Source organism: Nocardia salmonicida, assembly GCF_036142455.1.
In the GTDB taxonomy this organism is placed as follows: Bacteria; Actinomycetota; Actinomycetes; order Mycobacteriales; family Mycobacteriaceae; genus Nocardia; species Nocardia salmonicida.
Genome location: NZ_CP108014.1, coordinates 4,611,109 through 4,636,007, shown reverse-complemented (window position 1 = coordinate 4,636,007; position 24,899 = coordinate 4,611,109). Strand labels below are relative to the sequence as shown.

Sequence of the window (24,899 nt, the reverse complement as noted above, 5' to 3'; positions counted from 1 at the left end):
CAGAAATGTTCGACAGCATCATCAAAGGTGGCCGGTTCTTCGACGGCACCGGTGCCCCGTCCACGGTCCGCCACCTCGGCATCACAGCGGGTAAGGTCGCCGCGATCTCGCAGACCCCGCTCGACGAAACCGGTTGCCCCCGGGTCGTCGACGCGACCGGCAAGTGGGTCATGCCCGGCATGATCGACATCCACACCCACTACGACGTGGAGGTCCTGCTCGACCCGTCGCTGTCGGAGTCGGTGCGCCACGGCGTCACCACCGTGCTGCTCGGTTCGTGTTCGCTCTCGACCGTGCACGTCGACGGTGAGACCGCGGGCGACCTGTTCGGTCGGGTCGAGGCCATCCCGCGCCAATACGTGGTCGGCGCGATGAACGACGTCCAGACCTGGAGTACCGCAGGCGAATACGTCGAAGCACTCGAGCGGCTGCCGCTCGGGACGAACCTGGCCGGCTTCATCGGCCACTCCGACATCCGCGCGGCGGTGATGGGGCTCGACCGCTCCACCCGCAAGGAGGTGAAACCGTCCAAGGACGAGCTGGCCGAGATCGAGCGCATGCTCGTCGACGCGCTCGACGTCGGCTTCGTCGGAATGTCCTCGCAGCAGCTGCTTTTCGACAAGCTCGACGGGGAGACCTGCCGTTCGCGGACGTTGCCGTCCACCTATGCCAAGAGCAAGGAACGCCACCGGCTCAACACGATCCTGCGCAAGCGTGGTCGCGCGTTGCAGGGTGGCCCCGATATCGCCAACCCCAAGAGCCTGGTGTCGATGGCGGTGTCGAGCATCGGCCTCTGGCGTGACCCGCTCAAGGTGAGCCTGTTGTCGGCGGCCGATGTGAAGGCGTTGCCCGCCGCGTCCAAGATGTTCCCGGCCGTCGGCAAGATCATCAACGGGCTCGACGGCGACTTCCGCTGGCAGCACCTGCCGGTGCCGTTCGAGGTGTACTCCGACGGCATCTCGCTGCCGGTGTTCGAGGAATTCGGTTCCGGCGCCGCCGCTTTGCACCTGGCCGATCACATCGACGAGCAGCGTCACCTCATGCAGGACGAGGAGTACCGCCGCTCGTTCCGCAAGGACTACGACAACAAATACGGCCCCCGCGCGTGGCACCGTGACTTCTTCGACGCCGATATCGTCGACTGCCCCGACGAGACCGTCATCGGCAAGACCTTCGGCGAGGTCGGTGTCGACCGCGGCGGCCTGCACCCGGTCGACGCGTTCCTCGACCTCGTCGTCGAACACGGTGACAAATTGCGCTGGCGCACCACCATTTCCAACCACCGTCCCGAGGTGGCCGATGTCCTGGCCGCCGATCCGTCGGTCCAGCTCGGCTTCTCCGACGCGGGCGCGCATCTGCGCAATATGGCCTTCTACAACTTCGGCCTTCGCCTGCTTCGCCGCGTCAACGACGCCGCGACCAGCGAGAAGCCGTTCATGACCGTCGAGCACGCGGTACACCGGCTCACCGGCGAACTCGCCGACTGGTACGGCCTCGACACCGGTCACCTGCGCTTGGGCGCCCGCGCCGACGCCATCGTGATCGACCCCGCCCACCTCGACGAGACCCTCGACGCCTACGCCGAGGACCCGATCGCGGTGTTCGGCAATCTCTCCCGCATGGTCAACCGCAACGACGAGACCGTCACCGCGGTCTTCGTCAACGGCCGGTATGTCTTCGGTGAGGGCGAAGCCGATCCCGCGCTCGGCACCGAACGGGTGGGGGAGTTCCTGCGAGCCGAGTAGGATCTGCGACCCTGACCTGATGAGCGGGCGGTGGTCGACCCGAACCGGTCGACCGCCGCCCGAACACCGCCCATCAGCGAGAGGACTCGACATGTCGGACGCGAAACGGATCACCTGGGGCAAACCACGTCAGCCCACCGACGCCGACCGCGACGCCCTGCGTGCGGACCTGCTCGCCAAGGCCCGTGCCGTGCGCGCCGACGGCTGGGCGAACTACCGCACCGAGTGGCCTGCGGGCCAGGTGTCTGTCGTCGCCTACGTGCTGGGCGACGCCGAAGTCCTCGCCGAACTCGAGGAGAACGAGGGAACGGTCCTGAGCCGTTTCGCCGCCGACCTGTTCGGCTTCGTCGGCGGCCGCAAGGACAACGAAAAGGGTCTCGTCGACACCCAGGCCTGGTTCGACACGGTCCGCAAAGCCCTCGGCCCCGCGTCGTGACGCAGAGCTGTTCGGCGCCCGGCGGTAACTACCAGCGGTCGGGGGTGACCGGTGCGTCCCAGGCCTTGGCGAAGCGGGTCTTGTCCTTGGTGTCCACTTCCTTGCGGCGGTAGACGATGTAGGGGCGGGTGAGGTAGCCGATGGGGGCGCTGAACATGTGGACCAGGCGGGTGTAGGGCCAGGCCGCGACCAGGGCGAGGACGACCAGGCCGTGGAGTTGGAAGGTCCAGGGGACGCCGACCATCAGACCCGGTTCGGGATTGATCGAGAAGAGGCTGCGGAACCAGGGGGAGACGGTTTCGCGGTAGTTGTAGGTGCCCCACAGCAGGTTGGAACCCCAGGTGTTGAGCAGGCCGGTGACCAGGGCCAGGGTCAGCAGCGTGTACATCATGACGTCGTTGCGGCTGGTGTTCTTACGCACGGCGGGAATGGCGATGCGGCGGTAGCACAGGATGGCCACCCCGAGCACGACCATGAGTCCGGCGACGGAACCCGCACCGACCGCGATGATGTGATAGGCGTGCTCGGAGATACCGATCGCCGAGGTCCAGGACTCGGGGATCAGCAGACCCATCACGTGACCGCCGAACACCCCGAGCATGCCGAAGTGGAACAGCGGACTGCCCAGCTGCAGCAGCTTGGACTCGTAGATCTGCGAGGAGCGGGTGGTCCAGCCGAACTGGTCGAAGCGGTAGCGCCAGACATGGCCGAGCACAAAGGAGGTCGCCGCGATGTAGGGCAGGATCAGCCACAGGCCTTCGGGCAGCGGGATAGTGGCATTCATCGACGGACCTCCGTGCTTGCGCCGCCATTGATGGCGACAAATTTGCTGCCTTTTCCTGGCTGTGAAATATCTGCTGCACATTCGAACGTATGGTCGAGACCGTGCGGTACACCTATCGCCAGCGCCCCGGAGTGCAGGCTGTGCGCGGACTCGAGTCCGAGTGGCATCGGTGCCGGTTTCTGTGGAACGAGGCGGTCCACCAGCAGCGCATCGGTGGCAGGCCCACGCTCACCAAACTTGGAAAGCTCTTGACCGCTGCGCGTCGGCAAAGCTCCTGGCTTCGCAGCGGTTCCCAAGTCCCCCAACAGCAGATGCTTCGTTCCTATGTCAGTGCCAGGCATCAATCGTTCACCAGGAAAGGCCATGGTCGGCCGACGATCAAACGGCGCAAGAACTGTCTGCCGTCGTTGGAGTACACCCGCAATGGATTCTCGATCACAGACGGCCGCTTGCGATTGCCGAAGGGCGTCGAGATTCCGGTTGTGTGGTCGCGCGAACTGCCGTCGGAACCGAGTTCGGTTCGTATCTACAGGGATTCTCTCGGACACTGGTATGCCTCGTTCGTGGTCCGCCGAGAAGTAGCGACGATGCCTGCGACATCCGATGGCATCGGCATCGATTGGGGTATTGCGACCACCGCCACTACGACAAACCCTGGCTTCGACCTGCCCTACCAGGGTTTCCGGGCCAGGTGTGCGGCTGAGTTGGCTCGGGCGCAACGAAAAGTGGCGCGCAGGCGTCGCCCACGCGGACAAGCCCCGTCCAACGGGTACCGAGTCGCGCGCCGCGCCGCCGCCCGATTGCACAAGAAGGCCGCCCGGCAGAACACCCATGCTGCGCGTGTATGAGCGCGCCGGGTAGTCAACGAACATCAGACGATCGCGATCGAGGACTTCACAATGAAGTTCCTGACCCGATCCACGATGGCGCGCAAGGCAGCCGATGCGGCGATCGGCGCCGCGAAGCGTGAGTTGATCGACCGTGGCTCGCGGGCCGGCCGGAAGGTGGTGATGGTTGTGCCCGCGTACACGACGATGACGTGTTCGAGTTGCTTCGCGAGAGCCAAGCAGCGGCTCGAACTCGCTGACCGAACCTTCCGGTGTGCGTCCTGTGGGTATTCCGCTGGGCGCGACCGAAATGCTGCCGGAGTAATTCTGGCTGTGGCAGAGCGGGGCCACACAAGCGTTGACGACGTAGGACACTTGCAGCCCTCCTTCGGGGCGGTGGTGAGTGCGGTCTGAGCTTGAAATCCCTCGCTGAACTTGCGGGGGAACCGTTAACGGCGGCCTTCTGTTGCTTCGAAGAGGGCGGGGTCCATGGCGTACGGTTCGAGGCCGACCTCTTCCTCTGGCGGCCCCTGGGCGGCGAGTTCGGCGATGCGCCTGCGGTCGGCGGTGGTGACCGGGGGCAAGGTGGTGAGGACCGCGCCGAGGACGCCGCTGTAGGGAGAGTTGTTGTCGCCCAGCGACAGTCGCAACAGCTCCATCACCGGCACGTGCTCGCCGAGCAGGCGCTCGCCGCCGATCGGATCGATGGTGGCGGCGAATTCCAGCAGCACCGGCAGATGGTCGGGCAGTTCCTCGTCGCCGAGTTCGACCCCCGCCTGGCGGTAGGCGTGCTTGAAACGCAGCAGTGCCATACCGCGCTTGCGGGTGTCGCCGAAGGCGTAGAACGTCAGGTGCAGGCTGGCGCGACGGCGCATGTCGAAGGTCTCGACGTAGCTCTGCGCCACTTCGATCGCCGGGGTATCGCGCAGGTAGGCGAAGATCTCGGCGAAGTGCGCCTGCACCTCTTCGGGCAATTGCGCCGCGGCGTCGGACAACTGGTCGAGCATGGCCAGGGTCTGCTCGCCGGGGTAGTCGAGCAGGAACGCCGCCAACCGCCACACGACCAGGCGGTCGTGCTCGGCCATCTCGGTAACCGGTTGGGGCCGTTTACGAATCGAGAGCAGACTCATGGCGCGACACCGCTCGCGGGGGAGTCGGCGACGGCAGCGCCGTTGCTGCCGTTGCCGTTACCGGCGCCGTTGCCGGTCTTCTCGTTGCCGTTCGCGCTCGGCAGGAGTCCACTGGTGCTGCGCCCGTCCCAATTGAGCAGGTTGATCCGGCCCGACTTCTCCTCCGGCGCAGCCTGATTGACATCGGAGAGCGAGAACTTCTCGACGACCTGATCGAACGCGGTCATGCCGGGTCCGCCGTCGGTGTCGAGACTGCACCCGGTGGCCAGCGAATCCAGTTCGTGCGCCTTGGACGTCGCGCCCATCGGGATCACGTACCGGTGTTCGTATTTGGCGATCGCCAGCAGCCGGTACATCGCCTCGATCTCTTCGGGCTCGAGCCCGATCGACGGCGCGATATGGGCTTCGGGCTCCTCGCCCAGGTTGACCGAACGCATGAACGCCCGCATCCCGGCCAGGCGTTGCAACGAGGACCGCACCGGCCCGATCTCCCCGGCGGTGAACAACTCGGCGAGGTATTCGAGCGGGATGCGCAGCGCGTCGATGGCGCCGAACAGGTTGCGCACGTCCTCGCCGTCGTGACCGGTCTCGGCGAGTACATCCACCACCGGCGACAGCGGCGGCACGTACCACACCATCGGCATCGTGCGGTATTCCGGGTGCAGCGGCAGAGCCAGCTGATAGTCGACGATCAGCTTGTAGACCGGTGAATCCTGGGCGGCCTGAATCCATTCCGGCGAGATCCCGGCCTTCTCGGCCTCGGCGATCACGCGCTCATCGTGCGGGTTGAGGAACACGCCGAGCTGCGAGGTGTAGAGGTCCTGCGGATCGGTGACCTGGGCCGCTTCGAGCACCGCGTCGGCGTCGTAGAGCATCACGCCGATGTAGCGCAGCCGCCCGACGCAGGTCTCCGAGCACACCGTCGGGATGCCGACCTCGACACGGGGGTAGCAGAAAGTACATTTCTCCGCCTTGCCCGTCTTGTGGTTGAAGTAGATCTTCTTGTACGGGCAGCCGGTGATGCACTGGCGCCAACCACGGCATTTGTCCTGGTCGACGAGCACGATGCCGTCTTCCTCGCGCTTGTAGATCGCGCCGGAAGGGCACGACGCGGCGCAGGAGGGGTTCAGGCAGTGCTCGCAGATGCGCGGCAGGTAGAACATGAAGGTCTCTTCGAACTCCAGTTTCACCTTGGTTTCGAGCTTGCCGAGGATGGGGTCCTTGCCGACCTGCTCGGGACCCGAACCCAGGTCGTCGTCCCAGTTCGCACCCCAGGTGACCTTGGTGTCCTCACCGGTGATCAGCGACTTGGGCCGCGCCACCGGGGTGGTGTCCATGGGCGGCGACGACAGCAGGTTGTCGTAGTCGTAGCTCCACGGCTCGTAGTAGTCGGCGACCGTGGGCAGGTCGGGGTTGGCGAAGATGTTCATCAGGCGCTTGAACCGCGAGCCGGACTTGAGGGTCAGCTTGCCGCGCTTGTTGAGCGTCCAGCCACCCTTCCACTTCTCCTGGTCCTCGTACTGGCGCGGATAGCCCTGTCCCGGACGGGTTTCCACGTTGTTGAACCACACGTACTCGGTGCCGCCGCGGTTGGTCCACGCCTGCTTGCAGGTGACCGAGCAGGTGTGGCAGCCGATGCACTTGTCCAGGTTCATGACCATGGCGAGCTGAGCCATTACGCGCATGTCAGTACTCCACGTTCTGGTTGCGGCGACGGATAGTCGTGACCTCGTCACGCTGGTTTCCGGTGGGGCCGTGGTAGTTCAGGGCGAAGGACTGCTGGGCGTAGCCGCCGATCAGATGCGAGGGCTTGATCAGCACCCGGGTGAGCGCGTTGTGGATACCGCCGCGCTTGCCCTTGGCTTCCTTGGTTGTGTCCTCGGCGCCCTCGATGCGCGGCACGTCGACCGCGCGGTCCTGGGCGTGGTACATGAAGACGGTGCCCTCCGGCATGCGGTGCGAGACGATCGCGCGGGCGACGACCACACCGTTGCGGTTGATCGCCTCGATCCAATCGTTGTCGGCCACCCCGATCTTCTTGGCATCGACGTCCGACATCCAGATCGTCTGACCGCCGCGCGAGAGCGTCAGCATGTGCAGGTTGTCCTGGTAGGCCGAGTGGATCGACCACTTGGAGTGCGGGGTCAGGTAACGCACGGTGAGACCGTTGCCGCTCACATTGCCGATGCTCGGCTCCGCGAACAGCGCCGACATATCGAGGGGTGGACGGAAGATCGGCAATTGCTCGCCGAGTTCGATCATCCAGTCGTGGTCGAGGTAGAAGTGCTGGCGACCGGTGAGGGTGTGCCACGGCTTGAGCCGCTCGACGTTGATGGTGAACGGCGAGTACCGGCGACCACCGGATTCCGAGCCCGACCATTCCGCCGAGGTGATCACCGGCACCGGGCGAGCCTGGGTGTCGGCGAAGGTGATCCGTTTGCCCTCGGCCTCTTTCGCGAGATCGACGAGTTCGGTACCGGTCCGCCGCTCCAACGCCTCGAACCCTTCGACCGCCAGGCGGCCGTTGGTGGTGCCCGACAGCGACAGGATGGCCTCGGCGGCGTGGGTGTCCTTGGCCAGCGACGGCCTGCCCGCGGCGATGCCGGAAACGATGGTGCCGTTCTGTCCGGCCAGGTACGCCACTTCCTCCTCGGGGAAGGTGGTGACGCCCTTGGTCGTGAGACCGAGCTTCTCCACCAGCGGCCCCAGCGCGGCCAGCTTCTCCGCGATCTTGGTGTAGTCGCGTTCGACCTCCACGATCTTGGGCATGGTCTTGCCCGGAATCGGTTCGCACTCACCGGCTTTCCAGTCCAGCACCTTGCCGCCGGCCTGCGCGAGCGCATCGGGGGAATCGTGCTGCAACGGCACCGCGACGATGTCCTTGCGGGTGCCGAGGTGCTTCTCGGCCAGCCAGGAGAAACCACGCGCGATCCGGTGGAACGCCTCGAAGTCGGTCTTGGCCTCCCACGGCGGGGAGATGGCGGGGGAGAAGGCGTGCACGAAGGGGTGCATATCGGTGGAGGACAGGTCGTGCTTCTCGTACCAGGTGGCGGCGGGGAGCACGATGTCGGCGAACAGCGTGGTGCTGGTCATGCGGAAGTCCAGCGCGAGCAACAGATCGAGTTTGCCCTCGGCTCCTTCCTCGCGCCATTCCAGTTCCTGCGGTCGCACGCCGGTCGCGTCGGTGGTCTGCAGATTGGAGCCGCAGCCGAGCAGATGCTTCTGGAAGTACTCGTTGCCCTTGCCCGAGGAGCCGAGCAGGTTCGCGCGCCACACGGTGAGCACGCGCGGGAAGTTCTCCGGTGCGTCGGGGTCTTCGCAGGCGAAGCGCAGGTCGCCGGATTTCAACCCGTCGACGACGTGCTCGGCGGGGGTCTTGCCCGCTTCGGCGGCCTCGTCGGCGAGGTCGAGCGGGTTGCGGTTGAACGTCGGGTAGCTGGGCATCCAGCCGAGGCGACTCGCCAGGGCGATGTTGTCGGCGGCGGTGCGACCGGCGAACTTGCCCTTGCCCAGCGGCGATGCGAACGAGTCCGAGGTGAAGGGGTCATAGCGCCACTGGTCGTTGGTGAGGTACCAGAACACGGTGCCCTGCATCTGACGCGGCGGGCGCTGCCAGTCCGATGCCGAAGCCAGTGTGGCCCAGCCGGTGACCGGACGGCACTTCTCCTGGCCGACGTAATGGGCCCAGCCGCCACCGTTCTTGCCTTGACAGCCGGTGAGCAGCGTCAGGGTGAAGAAGGCGCGGTAGATCTGATCGGAGTGGAACCAGTGGTTGGTGCCCGCGCCCATCAGGATCATCGAGCGACCGCCGGAACGTTCCGCGTTGTCGGCGAATTCGCGTCCGATGCGCGCCGCCTGAACGGCGGGCACGCCGGTGATGGCCTCCTGCCACGCTGGGGTATATGGCGACTCGGCGTCGTCATAGCCCTTCGCCCACTCGCCCGGGAGCCCTTCGCGGCCGACACCGTACTGGGCCAGCAGCAGGTCGAACACGGTGGTAACCCGCTTGCCCGCAACGATTTTCGTCGGAACACCACGGATGATCGACCCGGCGACGTCGGTGTCGAAACGCGGCAGCGCGATCGTGGCCGGTGCGTCGTCGGAATGGCCGAGCAGGGTGAGCAGCGGGTCGACACCCTCGAGGTCGAGGTTCCACTTGCCCGCGTCGCCCTCGCCGAAGCGATGGCCCAGCGAGCCGTTGGGCACGACGGGGTTGCCCGCCTGGTCGAGCAGCACCGGCTTGTGCTCGACGCTTTCGCCGGTGTGGCCGAGATCCGCGGCGGTGAGGAACTTGCCCGGCAGAGCGCCGTCCTGATCCGCCGCCTCGTCGAGGCAGATCAGGTACGGCAGATCGGTGAAGGACTTGATGTAGTCGGTGAACATCGGAGTCTGCTTCTCGATGAAGAACTCCTTGAGCACCACATGGCCCATCGACATCGCCAGCGCGGCATCGGTACCGGGGCGCGCGGCCACCCATTCGTCGGCGAACTTGGTGTTGTCGGCGTAGTCGGGGGAGACCACCACGACCTTCTGGCCGCGGTAGCGCGCCTCGGTCATGTAGTGCGCGTCCGGGGTTCGGGTCACCGGGACGTTGGAGCCCCACATGATGAGGTAGCCCGCGTCGAACCAGTCGGCGGACTCCGGCACGTCGGTCTGGTCGCCGAATACCTGCGGCGAGGCCACCGGCAGGTCGGCGTACCAGTCGTAGAACGACAGCATGTAGCCGCCGATCAATGACACGAAGCGCGCGCCGGTGGCATGGCTGACCATCGACATCGCCGGGATCGGCGAGAAGCCGGCCACGCGGTCGGGGCCGTACTGCTTGATCGTGTACACGTGCGCGGCAGCGGCGATCTCGGCGGCTTCCCACCACTCGGCGCGGACGAAACCGCCCTTACCGCGCGCGGTCTTGTAGGCCTTGGCCTTGACCGGGTCCTCGACGATGGACTCCCACGCCAGCACCGGGTCCTTGAGCTCGGCCTTGGCCTTGCGGTAGAGATCGAGCAGCGTGCCACGCACATACGGGTAGCGCACGCGGGCCGGAGAGTAGGTGTACCAGGAGAAGGAGGCGCCACGCGGGCAGCCGCGCGGTTCGTACTCGGGCTTGTCCGAGCCCACCGACGGGTAGTCGGTCTGCTGGGACTCCCAGGTGATCACGCCGTCCTTGACGTAGATCTTCCAGGAGCACGAGCCGGTGCAGTTCACGCCGTGGGTGGAGCGCACCACCTTGTCGTGCGACCAGCGGTCGCGGTAGAACTCGTCGGCATCGCGGCCGCCGACCTTGTATACGGACCGGTTGTCGGGCGAGACCTCGCCCCGCTGGAAATACTTGCCGAGGTTCAGCAGTGTGTCGCCGAAATCGGCGGGCGACGGACCTTGCGTGCGCGAATTAACCACGACGCCCCCTTCGAGCTGTGAAATCGGGCTGTTGAGGGAACTGTAAGGAGGCGGACCCCTTCGGCAAAACGAACTTTTCACATCCGTATTCGGCCCTCGGTGAGCTGTGAGGTCGGCGAAATGTCGTGGTCACGGGGGAGGGGCTCGTCAGCATCCGCGATCGGGGGCTCACCAGGGTGAATTGAGCCGCGAGCTGGCAGAACGTGGTGATCGACGGGTCCGTCGGCGGGCCGACGGTGATGCTTCGGAAACGACTGGTTCTCCCGCGGTTTACATTTGTTTACACACCCGGTGTGCCCGCTGAACAGCGCTGATGTGACGCCACGCACAGCTATGGTCGCGTCGAGACGGTCTGCGGGACAGCGGGAACGGCCGCGCGGACATGGCGACGCCGGAGGGTCGCCGCGCGCGGCGGGAGTGCTTCGTAGTCGGTGGCAGGTGTCGAGCGGGGGTGCAGACCGTCACGGTCGGGGCGCGCGGGGTCGCGCGGTGGGCAATCCTAGAGCACTGCTGAACGGAACGATTTCGAATCCTTTTAATTCGATTCAGTACGCCGTATTTCGTGACCGCGAGCACAGTTGCCGCAGGTTAACTACCCAAACGAAGTGGCGCTAATATAAAGAAACGGCATCTTTTCCGGTTGGCGGATGGTTCGAGGTTGAATAGTCATCCAGGATTGGCCCGTGCAGACAGGAAGGGTAGTCGTGATACCGAAGCCATCGTTCGACGGACCAGACGGGCCGCCGAAACCGCCGACGCTCGGCGGGTTGCTGCGGCGACTTCGCGACGATCGGCGGATTTCGAGGGAAAAACTCGCCTTCGCGGCGGGGGTCAGTTCGAGTTACATCACGCATTTGGAGAGCGGGGATCGGGACCGGCCGACGCGCGCGGTGATCGAGGCGCTCGTGCGCTACCTCGACCGGATCGCGCCGGTGACCGATATCGAGCGCAGACATCTATTCGATCTGGCCGGCATCGCGCCGGTCGACAATCCGACGGTCGAGGATCTGCGAGCCGAGATCAGCACCGAGATGCGCCGGACTCTGTCGCTGCGGGAACCCGATCTGGCGGCCTATGTCGACACCCGCTGGAACGTGCTCGCGGGCAACCATTCCTATGATCGCGCGTTCCCGGGACTGGTCGAGGATGTCAATATTCTGCGCTGGTTCTTCGGTAACCCGCTCTCGCGCAAAGTAATGGTGGAATGGGAGAAGGAGTCCACCCTCACCGTGCACTGGCTACGCGGCCTGATCGGCCAGCAGGTCGGCGGCGACTGGGCCTCCGACCTGCTCGACGAATTGGCGCAATATCGCGACTTCCGCCGCATCTGGGACGACGGCGACACCGTGTACGGTCGCGAGCACACCGCCATGCGGCTGTGTGATCTGCACACCGGCGAGAACTACACCGTCGAGGTCCAGCTGTTCCGGCTCGATTCCGTCGCCTATCCCGGTCGCATCCAGTACTACCAGGGCGTTCGCGGGCCCGACCGCTAGATACCGGCGACCGCCACCGGGTCAACGGCATACGGGGTGCAGGCCGTCACCAGCGCGGCCAGCGCGGCGGCAACCTGTTCGGGATGGGTCAGCACGCAGCCGTGGCCCGCGCCCGCCACCGTGCGTACCCCATTCGCGCCCGGCAGTTCCTCCGCCAAGCGCGCGCACTTGGCCGCGGTACTGCTGTGGTCGTGTTCGCCGCGGAGAACGAGAGCGGGCACGCCTATTTCGTCGAGTCGCCCACGGACCGAATCGCGCCCGATCAGGCACTCGGCCGCCGGGCGGATCGCGGTGCGATCGGCATCGAGCCAGCGGGCGATCCAGGTCTGCCAGATCCGCGGGTCGGTGCCGCCGATCAATAGCGGCGCGAGTTCTTCGGCCAGTGGCCGCAAATCGCCGCTGCCGCACCATTCGTCGAAGAAGTTCTCGTAATAGGTTTCGTCGCTCCTGGTGCACGCGTCGGCTTCGGTATCGAGCAGTGCCAATCCGGTGACGCGTTCGGGGGCGAGCAATGCCATCCGCAGTGCCGCGTAACCACCCTGGCTCATGCCGCCGACAATCGCGCTCTCGATGCCGAGTGCGTCGAGCACCCGCAGGCCGTCGGTGGCCAGATCCCAATAGTCGAAGCGCGGGTCGTCGCCGTATCCGGTGCGGCCGTGACCGCGAGCGTCCCAGGCGACGACATTGATATCGGTGTGCGCCAAGACCTTCCGGATCGGGTCGAACATGGATTCGTCCATGAGGAATCCGTGGGCGAGCAGCAGCGTCGGACCTTGGACCGCGTCGGTGCGGAAATGGACATTGACAGAATCGGAGTGCACGAAGGGCATGGTCGAAACATACAAGCGGCGCGGTCGATTTCGCCCGGTTGCGGACCGAATGCGGCACCGCCTGATGGGTGCACGGCCGGTTCTGTGAATTCACTGGCGAGTGTATATACCTAACTGGGGCCGTCTATTTGTGCGCGCCCTGTGGACATGTCCGTTTGTGGCCGATTGGATAGGGATGTCGGTGACAGTCGGCTCGAATCGGAAAACGGGGATATTGATGAGGGTGACGGAGCAGGGGCAGGATGCCCACATAAGTTTGGCCGCCGCGGGTGACAGCGTCTCGGCGACCTTCGCGGTCTGCGACGCGGAGGGCAGGGCGATCTGGTACGGCCCGTTCATCGACGCCGACGCCGACCATCCCCGCGGTGACCAGCTCGCGGCCGCGATGGGCGCCGCGGGCCGCGCGATCTGGCTCGCGGGCCGAGCCCGCGAGGACACCGGGGTCGAGAAGGTGACACTGCACCTGACAGTCAGCGAGGACGGACTCGACGCCATCACCCTGGCCTGCACCGCGTCGATGGCCGGGCTGGCCCTCGATCTGGTTGTCTCCGATGACAATCCGGCACTGGACTGGTGCCAGGCGTTCGGCAGGCTCGACTGGACGTCGGGCCCGTTGACCGGCCTCGTCGATCCGGAAGTTCCACAGACGATCCCGACGCTGCGGGCGATCACCGGCGGTCTCGATCAGCAGTCCGAACCACAGGAAAGGCTCGACATGCACGAACTAGCACTCGACCCCTCGATGGAATTGCGCTCCGCACTGGAAAGTCTGCTGCTGCACGACGCCATCGGCATGGACGCGAAGATGCGCCACGCCATCGCCGCCGTCGTCCACCTCGCCGTCGACACACCACACGGCCCGCCCGAGGACGCCGAGGAATTCCTCGGCCGCCTCGACGCCTCCTGGCTGGTAGCGGCCTGGCTCGGCCACGACACCGAACTCTCCCTCATCGCCACGCTCGCCGCAGGCGAGATCCCCGCCCTGTCCTGGTGCGAACTGATGTTCACCACCACGCTGGCGCCGTGGTCGACGAGCCCGGTCGCCATCCACGCACGACGGGTGTTCGGGACAGTCCAGCGGGGACCGCTCGGCGCGGTCAGGGCGCACGTCGGCTGAGAGCGCGCCACCTCAGTATTCGGCGACCTCGACCTCGGCGAACGAACTCACCCAACGATGCGGTGGCCGTGGTGGATTCGGTTCGCCGTGGCGGTGCACGCCGACTGCCTGCCAACCCGCGGCCACCGCGGCATCGAGTTCGTCGGCATGGTCGGACAGGAACAGGATGTCGTGCGCCGGGATGCCGATCCGGTCGGCGATGAGCTCATAGGAACCCGCCTCCCGTTTGGCGCCCGCGCTGATCAGGTCGAAGTAATCGGTGATCACGGTGGACAGGTCGCCTGCCTCGGCGAAGGTGAACCAATCTCGTTGGTTGCGTTCGGAACCCGAGGAATAGACGAACAGTCGGTAGCCCTCGGCCTGCCACGTCTTCAGCGCGGGTACCACATCGTCGAAGAAGCGTCCGTATAGTGCGCCTGCGCGGAAGCCCTCGGCGCAGATCGCGCCCTGGGCGGCTTTGAGGGGCTCGGCCTTCACGTCGGAATGCAGCCAGGCGATGAGGATCGCGGCGACTCGGTCGGTGTCCGCGGTGGGTTCTCCGGCCAGTTCGCGGGTCCGCGCGATCACCGCTTCCGCGGGGCCGGAGGCATTGTCGGCCAGCCAGGCGGGCAGGTGCTGTTCGGTGTAGCCGTAGAGGTCGGTGCGGACCGCCTCGGTGGGGCTGGTGGTGCCCTCGATGTCGAGGACGATCGCGCGGGTCACGCGAGCAGTTCGTCGAGGGTCGGGAAGCCCGCGCTGATCTTGTCGCCGGTGAAGTCGCCGACCCAGCCGTCGGCCTCCTCGAAGAAGCGGATGGCGATGAAGTCGGGGGTGGTGCCCATGTCGAACCAGTGCAGGGTGCCCGCCGGGACCGAGAGCAGGTCGCCCGCTTCGCAGACCGTCGCCAGCACGGCGTCGCCCACGTGCAGGTAGAAGCAGCCGCGGCCGGCGGCGAAGAAGCGCACCTCGTCCTCGGCGTGGCGGTGCTCGTCGAGAAACTTCGCGCGCGCACCGGCGGCGGTGGCAGGCCACTCCGGGTTGTCGGCGTCGGGATGGATGCGGGCGACGTCGATGTGCTCGTAGCGGCCCGAGGCGTTGAGTTCGGCGATCTGCGGGCCGTAGTGGGCGAGCAGGGTGTCGGAGTCGGTCGCGGCGGCCTCGGCGAGCACGGCCCAGTGCGAGTAGGCGATGCCGTGCTGTGCCAGCTCGGCGCCGATCTCGGTGGGGTCGGTGGTGCGCACCCGGACGTCGGCGGCGTTGTCGGCGGCCATCACTTGCAACAGGGTCATGTCGGTCCGATCTCGAGAGGCATGGCGTCGGTACGTCCCGTGCGGGCGATCAACTCGCACAGGGCTTCCAGGCATTCGGCGCGATCGCGCGCCTGGGCAAGAGTGTCACCCCAGGTGGTGATCCCGTGCCCGGTGATGAACAGAATCGGTGGGGCGTCGGGGTTTTCGCGGAGGTAGGTGTCGATGTCGGCGCCGATGCGCGCCACCGCCGGCCAGTTCGGGAAGACCGGGATCACGACCGTCGACGGGTCGGTGAGGCCGAATCCCTTGAGCAGTTCGAAACCGCTGATCCGCAGCGGAGTCACCGCGCCGCCGGGCCGTGCGGAAGTAGTCGCCAGCGCGGTGGCGAACGGGGAGTGCACGTGCACGACCGCGCCGGCGGGCCGGGTGCGGTAGACGGCGGTGTGAATGCTGGTCTCCGCGGACGGCTTTCGGCTCTGACCTGGGCGCGCGATGGTGTCGGCGATCGCGACGAGCACCGTGTCGTCCTCGCCGAGTTCGCCTTTGGACAGGCCGCTGGCGGTGACGAGGGCATCATCGGGGTCGACCCGCACCGAGATATTGCCCGCGGTGCCCGGCATCCAGCCCCGCTCGTAGAGCTGGCGTGCGGTAGCGGCGATCGCCTGTCCCCGCGCGGCGAGGGGCCTGTCGGTGTTCTCGACGGTGGCCGCCGGCGCACGGCCGTGCTCGTCATAGGTATCCGAGTTCCGGTAGACCACACCGTTTTCCGTGACGACGGCGGTGACCAGATCGGTCGGCGTCACATCGAAGGCCGGGTTGAACACCGCGGTGCCCGCCGGTGCGGTGTCGACGCCGCCGAAGCCGGTCACCTCGGCAGCGGCCCGCTGTTCCACCACGATCTGCGCGCCGGTGGCCATCGCGGTATCTCGGGTGGATTCCGGGGCGACCACGATGAACGGGATGCCGTGGTGGCGGGCGGCCAGGGCCAGGGTGAAGGTGCCGATCTTGTTGGCGACGTCGCCGTTGGCGGTGATCCGGTCGGCGCCGACCAGCACGGCGTCGACCTGTCCGGTCGCCATCGCCCAGGCGGCGGCGGAATCGATGGTCAGCCGATGCGGGATGCCCGCCTCGGCCAGCTCCCACGCGGTGAGCCGCGCGCCCTGCAACAGCGGGCGGGTCTCGTCGACGATCACGTCCTCGACGACGCCGCGTTCGTGCAGCACCCGCAACGCACCGATCGCGGTCCCCACCGCGCTGGTGGCCAGGCGTCCGGTGTTGCAGTGGGTGAGCAGTCGGAGCGGCCGCGCACCGCACAGATGTTGCACCAGGTCAGCTGCATGGGTGGCGGCGGCCAGGTTGACCCGCCCGTCCTCGGCGAGCATCTCGAGGGTCTCGGCGAGCACCGCGTCGGCACCATCGGCGACCCTGCCACGCACCCGGTCAACTGCCCACGCCAGATTGACTGCCGTGGGGCGCGCTGCGGCGATGCGATCGGCTTCGGCCTGGACGGCAGCTACATCGACCACGCGGCGAGTGCGGATCTCGGTTTCGCCGGGCAGGCTCTGAACTGGGCTGCCCCCGTTATCGGGTATGCCGTCGGTCGAGTCACCCGCCTCGCCGGGCACGCCGTCGTGAGTGTGCGCCTTTGTCGCGATGACCACGCCGAACGCGCCCGCGATCCCGATCGCCGGAGCGCCGCGAATGGCGAGGGTGGTGATCGCCTCGATGACCTCGTCGACGGTGCGCAGGCGAAGTTCTCGCACCTCGTGCGGCAGTCCGCGCTGGTCGATGGTGACGAGGGCACCGTCGTCCCAGATCAGGGAACTGTCGTCCATCTCCGGCGTCCTGTCTGCGTGGCATTTTCTGGCTGGTAAACGGTATCCGACCTGGTCGCGACTCGATCCGCGGGGCCGGTCGATCACTCCGCGGCGTACTCGGCCTCCCGCTCCACCGCGTCGATCGTGCGCTGTGGGACCTGCACGGGACCGGGTGTGTAGGTGATCGCGCGCAGGCCGCCGGAATAGCGGAACGGTCCGCGACGCTCGCGCAGCTCCCACGAGACCGGACCGCGCGCGTCGACGCCGACGGAGATCCCGGTCCACGGCGCCATGCCGACCAGTTGCACCTGGTCGGTGAGCTCCGCGAGCGTCGTGCCGTCGACCTGGATGGTGAAGTCCCAGCGCAGACGCGGCTCGACGGTGGCTCGCACGGTGATCTCGCGCGTCCCGATGGGCAGGGGCACGCCGACTGACGCGTACCGCCCGTAGCTGTTCACGCCGAGCACTACTTCGCCGTCCTCGATGTAGAGCAGGTACCCGCCGAGCGGGTCACCGTGTGCGACGAGCACTCCTTCGTCGCCGGGCTGATAGCCGTCGACCACCTGCTCATCGGGTACCGCCGTACCGCGTGCCGACGCCGTGCCGGTCAAGTCGGCGGTGATCGTGAAGTCGCGGAAGGCGATGAGGCGTTGGGAGCGGTAGCGCTCCAGGGTGGGGGTACCGGGCAGCAGCCGCACCGGAGCGGCGAAACGCGCCTCCTCCGGGCGACGGCGGAACAGGTCGGCGCGGGTCAGGAGCGGGAACACGGTGTTGGCCCACGCTGATTCGTCCCAGGCGGCGGCCAGTTCGGCGGCCTTGTCCGGGTACTGCGCCGAAAGATCATGCAGCTCCGTGGGGTCGGCGCGGACATCGAACAGTTGCCAGTTCGGCGCGTCGATGTCGGCGTCGGCATCGTGCAGCGACAGCAGTTTCCAGCCGTCACGGTAGAAGCCGCGGTGACCGGTCATCTCCGAGTACTGCTCGGTGTGCCGCGTCGGGGCTGCCTGATCGCGCAGCAGCTCGGCCGCGGAGACGCCGTCGAAGTCTTTGGCGGGCAGGCCGTTACGTACAGAAGGACGGTCCAGGCCCGCCAGCTCGAGCAGCGTCGGCGCCAGATCGGTGACGTAGGCGTATTCGTGGCGGATGCCGGAATCGGTATCGGTGCGGGGCAACCCCTTCGGCCACGACACGACCAGCGGCACCCGCACACCACCGGCGAACGTCTGGCCCTTGTAGAACCGGAACGGTGTGTTGGACGCCTGACCCCAGCCGCGCGGGTAGTGCACGCCCAGCTTCGCGGTGCCGATCAGGTCTTCGTCGTGGGGGACGTCGCCCACCCAGTCGGGGTCGTCGACGTGGGCGAATTCGGCGAAGTAGGAGCGGGTGCCCTCCGGTCCGCCCTCCGCGGTGCCGCCGTTGTCGGAGGTGAACACGATGATGGTGTTGTCGAGTTCGCCGAGGTCGTCGAGCAGGTCGACGATGCGTCCCAGGCTCTGGTCGATGCTGTCGACCATGCCCGCGTACACCTCCATGTACTTGGCGTAGCGCCGCTGCTCGTCGACAGACAGCGAATCCCACTCCGCCGCTTCGTAACCCGGCTCGGTGTTGCGCGGCTTCTGCTCGGTACCCGGCGGGAACAACCCCTGGGCCAGCTGCTCGGCGAAGCGGCGCCTACGCAGTTCGTCCCAGCCCTCGGCGTAGCGACCGCGATACTTGGCCTGGTCCTCTGCCTTGGCCTGCAGCGGTCCGTGCATCGCCACGTGTGCGAAGTACAGGAAGAAGGGCTTGTCCGTGTCGTGCGCGCGCAGATCCTTGATGTAGGACAGCGCCTTGTCGGTGAGATCGTCGGTGAGGTAATAGCCCTCCGGATATTCCTCGACATCGACCACCGAGCTGTCCGACACCAGCTGATTGGGGTAGTAGAAGGAGTTCAGCCCCTCCAGCGACCCGTAGTAGCGGTCGAATCCGCGCCGGGTCGGCCAGGAGTCCCGATGCGCGGACGGGTTCATCGTGGCGTCGCGCACCAGATGCCATTTACCCACCGCGTAGGTGGCGTAACCGTTGTCGCGCAGAATCTCCGGCAGCGTGAGCACGTCGTCGGCCAACTCCAGCCGCAGGCCGGGATAGCCGGGGTCGGCGTTGGCGACGAACCCGAAACCCGCACGGTGGGAATTGATTCCGGTGAGCAGTGCCGCGCGCGAGGGCGAGCACAGTGGCGTCGTGTGATAGTTCGACAGCCGTACACCCTCGGCCGCGAGACGGTCCAGTGTCGGTGTCTCGATCTCCGAACCGAACGGGCCGATATCGCTGTAACCCATGTCGTCGACGAGGACGACGACGATGTTCGGCGAGCCCGCCGGAGCAGTGGGCGGGTAGGTCCAATCGGGAGTCGACTCCGCGGACGTGCGACCGGCCGAGCCGCCGAAAGATGCGTAACCGCGAGCATGGGGTGGAACAGGCATTCTGGCAGTAAAGGCGACGTATCCGCTGGTCACCAGGGTTATGTGCAGTGTGCGTGGAATCGGTGACCGGTACGCCGCAACTTGTTAGCGTCACTGCCGTGCCCACGAATCAGCCACCCTGCTGCTGTTCGTGTCGCGTCCTGCGCGGCTGACGAACGCATACGACGTTCGCGGCCGAGCCGATGTGTTCCCTTTCCTGCGGTGCGCTGTGCGCACCCTCCTCGGCCCGCCGCGCGGGCCGATGCGTCTTCGAGGATCTTCACGATGAGTTCAACGGCGAGTGGCTTCGGCCGCCGAAATTTCTTGCGCACCAGCGGCATCGCCGCCGCGGCCATCTTCGGCGGCGCCGCACTGGCGGCCTGCACCTCGGCGGTCTCGGAACAGAAGGCGGGCGGGGACGACGCGACGCCGGTGCGCGGCGGCACCCTGAAGGTCGGTATCCGTGAGGACCTGGTGCCCGCGAACCTGCTCACCAACACCGCGGCGACCCCGGTCGTGATCGGCCTGGTCTACGAATCGCTGATCCGCTATCCGAACGACACCCTGGAACCGCAGCCGTTGCTGGCCAAGTCGTGGCAGCTCGCCGCCGACGGTCGTTCGCTGAGCCTGGACCTGCGCGACGACGTGAAGTTCCACAGCGGGCGCCCCTTCACCGCCAAGGACGTGGAGTTCTCGCTGCGCACCTACGCCGACGCCAAATGGTCAGCGCAGCTGCGTAGCTCGGCGGCGGCCGTCACCGGGTTCGACATCGTCTCGCCGACGCGGATCGTGTTGCAGCTCGCCCACCCACTGAGCAACATCTACGACCTGCTCGACACCGTGCCGATCCTGGACAGCGAAACCGCCGACAAGCTCGGCACCGGCGACACCTATATCGGCACCGGCCCCTTCAAATACGTACAGCGCGTGCCGAACTCGCAGTTGATCTTCGAGAAGAACCCGAACTACTGGGTGCCAGAGCGCCCGTACCTCGACCGGGTCGAGGTCTCGATCATCCCCGACCCGAACGCGCTGCTCAACGCGTTGAAGTCCGGTCAGATCGCCGCGGCGCGCGAACTCGGCTACCGCGATGCCGAAAACCTCGGCAAGAGCGGCGGATTCACGGTGCACGATCTCGAGGGCGCCGAGCTGCAAGCCTATGTCGGCGTCAATGTGACCGAGCCGTCGCTGGCCGATGTCCGAGTCCGCCAGGCCATCGCCTTCTCGCTCGACCGCGAACGCATCATCAACGAGGTGTTCCGGGGCGCGGGATATCCGCTGAACGTGCCGTGGCCCAAGAACTCGCCCGCCTTCGACGAATCCCGCAACGCCAAGTACAAGCGTGACATCGACAAGGCCAAGCAACTCCTCGGCCAGGCGGCCAAGCCGCCGAAGCTGCCGCTGACCTTCGCCCCCGGGTACGGCGAGGTCGCCCAGATCGTGCAGGCCAACCTCGCCGACGTGGGCATCGAGGTCGACCTCGACCCGGTCGACGCCGCCACCTTCGTCAAACAGCTCACCGGCCAGCAATTCCGTGGCCTGTGGGTCACCGACCATTCGTGGGCGCAGTTCGTCCCGTCGACGCTCACGGTGAGCGCCTACCCCTTCAACGCCCGCCGCAATGCCTCGCGCTACGAATCACCCGCCTACACCGCGGCCGCCGACACGGCATGGCAGCTGGCGCAGGGCACCGGGCCCGATGCGGTGCGCGCCTACCAGGCCGTCACCGATCAGCTGCTGGAAGGACTGTTCCTGATCGAGATCGGCGTGCGCTTCCAGCAGTACTCCACCGTCAACAAGGTGCACGGTTTCGCCTGGACCAAGCGACGCGAACCGGTTCTCACCGACACCTTCCTGTCATGACGCGCTACCTGCTGCACCGCCTTCCGTCGGCGCTGCTGGTGCTGTTCGGGGCCTCGGTGCTGATCTTCCTGCTGCTGCGGCTCGTCCCCGGCGACCCGGCCACCATCCTGGCCGGCAACGACGCGACACCGCAGACCATCGAGGTGATCCGTCATCAGCTCGGCCTCGACCGGTCGATCCCGGTGCAGTACCTGCAGTGGCTGGGCGAGGTGTTCACCCTCGACCTCGGTCGCTCCTACATCATCGGCGGTGAGATCACCGACCTGGTCGGCCGTGGGCTCACCAATACGCTGGTGCTCACCGTGACCGCGCTGCTGCTGGCGGTGCTGGTGAGTCTGATCGTGTCGGTGGCGTCGGTGCTGTGGCCGAGCCGCTGGTTGAATACGGTTGTCGCCGCGGCGAATACGGCCGCGGTCGCGTTGCCGACCTTCGTGGTCGGCCCGTTGCTGGTGCTGGTGTTCGCCGTCGCGATTCCGGTGCTGCCCGCCGGCGGGGTGCCGCCGGACGGATTCATCGCGCGACCCGATATCGCGGTGCAGTATCTGCTGCTGCCCGCGATCTGCCTCGCACTGCCGGTGTCGGCGGCGCTGACCCGGTTCCTCACCGAAGCGCTGCGCACCGAACTCGCGAAACAGTATGTGCTGACGGCACGTTCCCTCGGTGTCGGCTATCGCGAGATCGTCACCCGTGGCGCCCTGCGCAACGCGCTGCCGACCATGCTCACCGTGCTCGGCATCCAGACCGGGCAATTGCTCGGTGGCGCGGTGCTGGTCGAGGCGGCCTTCGTGTGGCCGGGGATCGGGCAGCTCATCGAACAGGGCATCAGTCGTCGCGACTATCCGCTCGTGCAGGTGCTGTTGCTGCTGTCGGTGGCGGTGTTCGTGGTGATCCAGCTGATCACCGATGTCGCGCACGCGTGGCTGGACCCGCGGATTCGGATCGGAGGACGGTCATGACGACGACATCCGAGAAACCTGGTGTCACAGCGAATGATTCACCGCGCCGCGAAGGTCCGCTGTGGGCGCTGCGCCGTGGACAGGGACTGGCCGGGGTGCTGCTGGTCGTCCTGGTGGCGCTGGCCGGGGTGTTCGCCGGCCTGCTCAGCTCCTACGATCCGCTCACCCAGATCCCCGGCGCGAACCTGCTTGGGCCGAGCGCGCAACACTGGCTCGGCACCGACCATCTCAACCGTGATGTGGCCGCGCGAGTACTGGCCGGTATCCGAATCGACCTGCTGATCGCGCTGCTCGCGGTGCCGATCGGCGCCGTGATCGGTGCGCTGATCGGGCTGGCCGCCACCGTCCACCCCGTCGCGGACGTGACCGTCCAGCGGGTGTTCGACCTGATTCTGGCCTTCCCCACCCTGATCTTGGGCATCACGCTCGCCGCGATCACCGGGCCCGGCTGGCACGCGGTGGTCATCGTGATCGTCGCCGCCGAGATCCCGATCTTCGGTCGCCAGATCCGCACGGCGGTACTGGCCGTGCGCGAACAGCCGTTCGTCGAAGCCTCGGAGGTGATCGGCGCCGACACCTGGTGGACCTTGCGCAAGCATGTGCTGCCCAATGTGATCGAGCCGCTCGGCGTGCAGTTCGCGCTGTCGCTGTCGGTGGCGGTGTTCATCGAGGGCGCGATGAGTTTCATCGGCATCGGCGTACTGCCGCCGCAGCCCTCGCTGGGATCGCTGATCGCTGCCTCGATCGCCAACCTGGACGCGAATCCGTGGATCGCGATCGGACCGTTGGTCGTGGTGGCCGCGTTGACCCTGGGATTCCTGTTGATCGCCCAAGCACTGGGCCGGGCAAGGAGATTGGCATGAGCGCACCATCTGATCCGCTCGACCCCGTGCTCGAGATCGACGAGTTGACGGTGGGTTTCGGGGACAAGATCGTCGTCGATGGGGTGAGCTTGCGGGTGGGCCGGGGTGAAGTCGTCGCCCTGGTCGGTGAGTCCGGCTCGGGGAAATCGCTCACCGCGCGATCGGTGCTCGGGCTGCTGCCGGAGACCGCGCGGGCAGGCGGGTCGATCCGGCTCGGGGGCACGCAGGTCGTCGGTGCCGCCGAATCCGCGTTGCGGGATCTGCGCGGTACCAAGGCCGCCATGGTCTTTCAGGAGCCGCAGACCGCGCTGAATCCGGTGCAGAAGATCGGCACCCAGATCGCGCAGGCGCTGCGTGCGCACGGCGTGACCGACAAGGCCCTCGCTCGAACCCGCGCGATAGATCTGCTGACGGCGGTGGATATTCCGGAACCGGACAAGCGCCTCGACTGGTACCCGCATCAACTCTCCGGCGGACAGAAGCAGCGCGTGGTGATCGCACTCGCCCTGTCCGGCGAGCCCGAACTGCTCATCGCCGACGAGCCGACCACCGCGCTCGATGTCACCGTGCAGGCCGAGATCCTCGATCTACTGCGCTCCCTGCAACGCCAGCGCGGCACGGCGATCCTGTTCATCACCCACAACCTCGGCGTGGTCGCGGAGATCGCCGACCGGGTCGTGGTGATGCGCGAGGGGCGGGTGGTCGAGGAGCAGACGGTGTTCGGGTTGTTCGCCGAACCGGGCGAGGAATACACCCGGACGTTGCTGGCCGCGGTGCCGCGATTGCCCGCGGTGTCGTCGCGGGGCGAAGAGCCTGCACCTGTCGCCGAAGTGGATGCCGTCAGCCCGGGTGGTGCCGAGGACGCGCTCGCCACTGAGGCAACGGATGACGACCCGACGACGGTGCGGCACGAGGACGAAGCCGGTGAGGTCGACGCGTCCGACGGCGGCGACGACGAGTCGGCGGACCTCATCGACGATTCGGATGACGTCCCGGCGGAACCCTCGGACCGGAGCGTTCGCCGGATTCTGCGCCGGGTAGTGGTGCGTGGGCCCGCTGTTGTCGCCGAAAAGGGCGGGGGGCGAGGCGAATCCGAATACCGCGACGTGCTGCGGATCGACGATCTCTCGGTCGTCTACCCGGGCCGCCACGGCGCTGCGCCTTTCCCGGCACTGCAGGATGTTTCGCTCACACTCGGTCCACGTGAAGTTCTCGGGCTCGTCGGTGAATCCGGGTCGGGCAAGAGCACGCTGGGGCGCACCGCGCTCGGGCTCGTTCCCGCCACCTCGGGACGCGTCGAGCTACAAGGTGTCGTGCTGGCTGGATTGTCGCGCCGCGAACTGCGCGGACTGCGCAAGCACGTCGCGCTGGTGCATCAGGATGTGAGTGCCTCACTCGATCCACGGCGCACCGTCGCCGACTCGATCGGCGAGCCCTTGCAGGTGCATCGGGCAGCGTCGGGCACGCTGCTGCGAGCCAAGGTCGCGAACTTGCTCGAATCGGTTCGGCTGCCGAAGGATTACGCGCAGCGCAGGCCCGGGGAGTTGTCCGGCGGGCAGCGTCAGCGAGTGGCGTTGGCGCGCGCGCTGGCCTTGGCGCCGCGACTGCTGGTAGCCGACGAGCCGACCAGCGCGCTGGACGTATCGGTGCAGGCGCAGGTGCTCGACCTCTTCGCCGACCTACGCGCCGAATACGGCTTCGCCAGCCTGTTCATCAGTCACGATCTGGCCGTGGTGCACCAGGTCGCCGACCGGGTAGTGGTGCTGCGGCAGGGCCGGATCGTCGAAACCGGCGAGGTGCGCGCGGTATTCGCCGCACCGGCTCAGGAGTACACCCGCCGCCTGGTCGACGCGGTGCCCGTCCCCGATCCGGCCACGGCTCGGCGTGGGCTGGGCGGATCCGCGGCAGGCGCGCCAGTGCGCATCGGGGCATGACGTGGACGAGCCGCCGGTAGCGATACCGGCGGCT

General features: G+C 66.9%; 20 protein-coding genes. 10 read left to right on the top strand and 10 right to left on the bottom strand.

The features are described from left to right. Nucleotides 1–5 precede the first annotated feature (5 nt). Complete coding sequence (locus tag OHS03_RS21765) at nt 6–1,745, top strand: N-acyl-D-amino-acid deacylase family protein (protein WP_328656611.1); 1,740 nt, start codon at nt 6–8, stop codon at nt 1,743–1,745. A gap of 91 nt (nt 1,746–1,836) precedes the next feature. Next, entirely contained in the window at nt 1,837–2,181 is a 345-nt protein-coding gene (locus OHS03_RS21760) for a hypothetical protein (protein WP_328656610.1), read from the top strand. Between the two features lie 28 nt (nt 2,182–2,209). Here the strand turns inward: OHS03_RS21760 and narI are convergent, their stop codons facing one another. Then, a complete protein-coding gene (narI, locus tag OHS03_RS21755; protein WP_328656608.1) occupies nt 2,210–2,965 on the bottom strand; it encodes a respiratory nitrate reductase subunit gamma in 756 nt (251 codons plus the stop codon). Between the two features lie 89 nt (nt 2,966–3,054). On the opposite strand from narI, the gene OHS03_RS21750 reads away from it, so the two are divergent. Continuing rightward, nucleotides 3,055–3,813, top strand: coding sequence for an RNA-guided endonuclease InsQ/TnpB family protein (locus OHS03_RS21750; RefSeq protein WP_328656606.1), 759 nt, complete (start codon nt 3,055–3,057; stop codon nt 3,811–3,813). Between the two features lie 23 nt (nt 3,814–3,836). On the opposite strand, the gene OHS03_RS21745 is transcribed toward OHS03_RS21750, so the two are convergent. Continuing rightward, on the bottom strand, nt 3,837–4,031 hold the full coding sequence (locus tag OHS03_RS21745; RefSeq protein ID WP_328664535.1) for a hypothetical protein: 195 nt from the start codon (nt 4,029–4,031) through the stop codon (nt 3,837–3,839). Between OHS03_RS21745 and OHS03_RS21740 the strand changes: the two genes are divergently transcribed. Next, a complete protein-coding gene (locus OHS03_RS21740) occupies nt 3,976–4,206 on the top strand; it encodes a zinc ribbon domain-containing protein (RefSeq protein WP_328664349.1) in 231 nt (76 codons plus the stop codon). The two genes, OHS03_RS21745 and OHS03_RS21740, sit on opposite strands and share 56 nt — an antisense overlap. Before the next feature lie 35 nt (nt 4,207–4,241). On the opposite strand, the gene narJ is transcribed toward OHS03_RS21740, so the two are convergent. From narJ to OHS03_RS21725, 3 genes are read right to left on the bottom strand one after another with little or no spacing between them, the layout of a single operon-like run. Further along, on the bottom strand, nt 4,242–4,922 hold the full coding sequence (narJ, locus tag OHS03_RS21735) for a nitrate reductase molybdenum cofactor assembly chaperone (RefSeq protein ID WP_062983699.1): 681 nt from the start codon (nt 4,920–4,922) through the stop codon (nt 4,242–4,244). After that, nucleotides 4,919–6,598 carry a nitrate reductase subunit beta gene (gene narH / locus OHS03_RS21730; protein ID WP_328664348.1) on the bottom strand — a complete coding sequence of 560 codons (1,680 nt, stop codon included), beginning with the start codon at nt 6,596–6,598 and terminating at the stop codon, nt 4,919–4,921. Before narH ends, narJ begins: the two co-directional genes overlap by 4 nt. 10 nt (nt 6,599–6,608) lie before the next feature. Continuing rightward, on the bottom strand, nt 6,609–10,319 hold the full coding sequence (locus OHS03_RS21725; protein ID WP_194826346.1) for a nitrate reductase subunit alpha: 3,711 nt from the start codon (nt 10,317–10,319) through the stop codon (nt 6,609–6,611). Nucleotides 10,320–11,023: 704 nt separating this feature from the next. Between OHS03_RS21725 and OHS03_RS21720 the strand changes: the two genes are divergently transcribed. Then, nucleotides 11,024–11,815, top strand: coding sequence for a helix-turn-helix transcriptional regulator (locus OHS03_RS21720; RefSeq protein ID WP_245661713.1), 792 nt, complete (start codon nt 11,024–11,026; stop codon nt 11,813–11,815). On the opposite strand, the gene OHS03_RS21715 is transcribed toward OHS03_RS21720, so the two are convergent. Then, nucleotides 11,812–12,645 (bottom strand): alpha/beta fold hydrolase, encoded by an 834-nt coding sequence (locus OHS03_RS21715; RefSeq protein ID WP_328656604.1) that lies wholly within the window; start codon nt 12,643–12,645, stop codon nt 11,812–11,814. The genes OHS03_RS21720 and OHS03_RS21715 overlap by 4 nt on opposite strands. A gap of 217 nt (nt 12,646–12,862) precedes the next feature. Here OHS03_RS21715 and OHS03_RS21710 point away from each other — a divergent pair, with 217 nt between their 5' ends. Next, nucleotides 12,863–13,762, top strand: a complete 900-nt coding sequence (locus OHS03_RS21710; RefSeq protein WP_328656602.1) for a hypothetical protein — start codon at nt 12,863–12,865, stop codon at nt 13,760–13,762. Between the two features lie 12 nt (nt 13,763–13,774). Here OHS03_RS21710 and mtnC read toward each other — a convergent pair whose 3' ends face one another. The 4 genes from mtnC to OHS03_RS21690 all read right to left on the bottom strand — a co-directional run bounded on the left by mtnC (nt 13,775) and on the right by OHS03_RS21690 (nt 19,270). Further along, the gene (mtnC, locus tag OHS03_RS21705; RefSeq protein ID WP_328656600.1) at nt 13,775–14,464 is read right to left on the bottom strand and encodes an acireductone synthase; all 690 of its coding nucleotides are present in this window, start codon (nt 14,462–14,464) and stop codon (nt 13,775–13,777) included. Beyond that, entirely contained in the window at nt 14,461–15,030 is a 570-nt protein-coding gene (locus OHS03_RS21700) for a 1,2-dihydroxy-3-keto-5-methylthiopentene dioxygenase (RefSeq protein WP_328656599.1), read from the bottom strand. Before OHS03_RS21700 ends, mtnC begins: the two co-directional genes overlap by 4 nt. Continuing rightward, nucleotides 15,027–16,826, bottom strand: a complete 1,800-nt coding sequence (gene mtnA, locus OHS03_RS21695; protein ID WP_328656597.1) for an S-methyl-5-thioribose-1-phosphate isomerase — start codon at nt 16,824–16,826, stop codon at nt 15,027–15,029. The genes OHS03_RS21700 and mtnA overlap by 4 nt, the downstream gene beginning before the upstream one ends. Nucleotides 16,827–16,909: 83 nt before the next feature. Further along, nucleotides 16,910–19,270: an arylsulfatase gene (locus tag OHS03_RS21690; protein WP_328656595.1), complete on the bottom strand. Its 2,361-nt coding sequence runs from the start codon at nt 19,268–19,270 to the stop codon at nt 16,910–16,912. A 264-nt stretch (nt 19,271–19,534) separates the two neighbouring features. On the opposite strand from OHS03_RS21690, the gene OHS03_RS21685 reads away from it, so the two are divergent. Genes OHS03_RS21685 through OHS03_RS21670 form a run of 4 tightly spaced genes read left to right on the top strand, consistent with a single transcriptional unit; the run spans nt 19,535 to nt 24,865 of the window. After that, nucleotides 19,535–21,112: an ABC transporter substrate-binding protein gene (locus OHS03_RS21685; protein WP_056812780.1), complete on the top strand. Its 1,578-nt coding sequence runs from the start codon at nt 19,535–19,537 to the stop codon at nt 21,110–21,112. Beyond that, nucleotides 21,109–22,068, top strand: coding sequence for an ABC transporter permease (locus tag OHS03_RS21680; protein WP_063005571.1), 960 nt, complete (start codon nt 21,109–21,111; stop codon nt 22,066–22,068). Before OHS03_RS21685 ends, OHS03_RS21680 begins: the two co-directional genes overlap by 4 nt. Then, entirely contained in the window at nt 22,065–22,931 is an 867-nt protein-coding gene (locus OHS03_RS21675; RefSeq protein WP_328656593.1) for an ABC transporter permease, read from the top strand. Before OHS03_RS21680 ends, OHS03_RS21675 begins: the two co-directional genes overlap by 4 nt. Next, the gene (locus tag OHS03_RS21670) at nt 22,928–24,865 is read left to right on the top strand and encodes a dipeptide ABC transporter ATP-binding protein (protein ID WP_328656592.1); all 1,938 of its coding nucleotides are present in this window, start codon (nt 22,928–22,930) and stop codon (nt 24,863–24,865) included. The genes OHS03_RS21675 and OHS03_RS21670 overlap by 4 nt, the downstream gene beginning before the upstream one ends. Nucleotides 24,866–24,899: the final 34 nt, after the last annotated feature.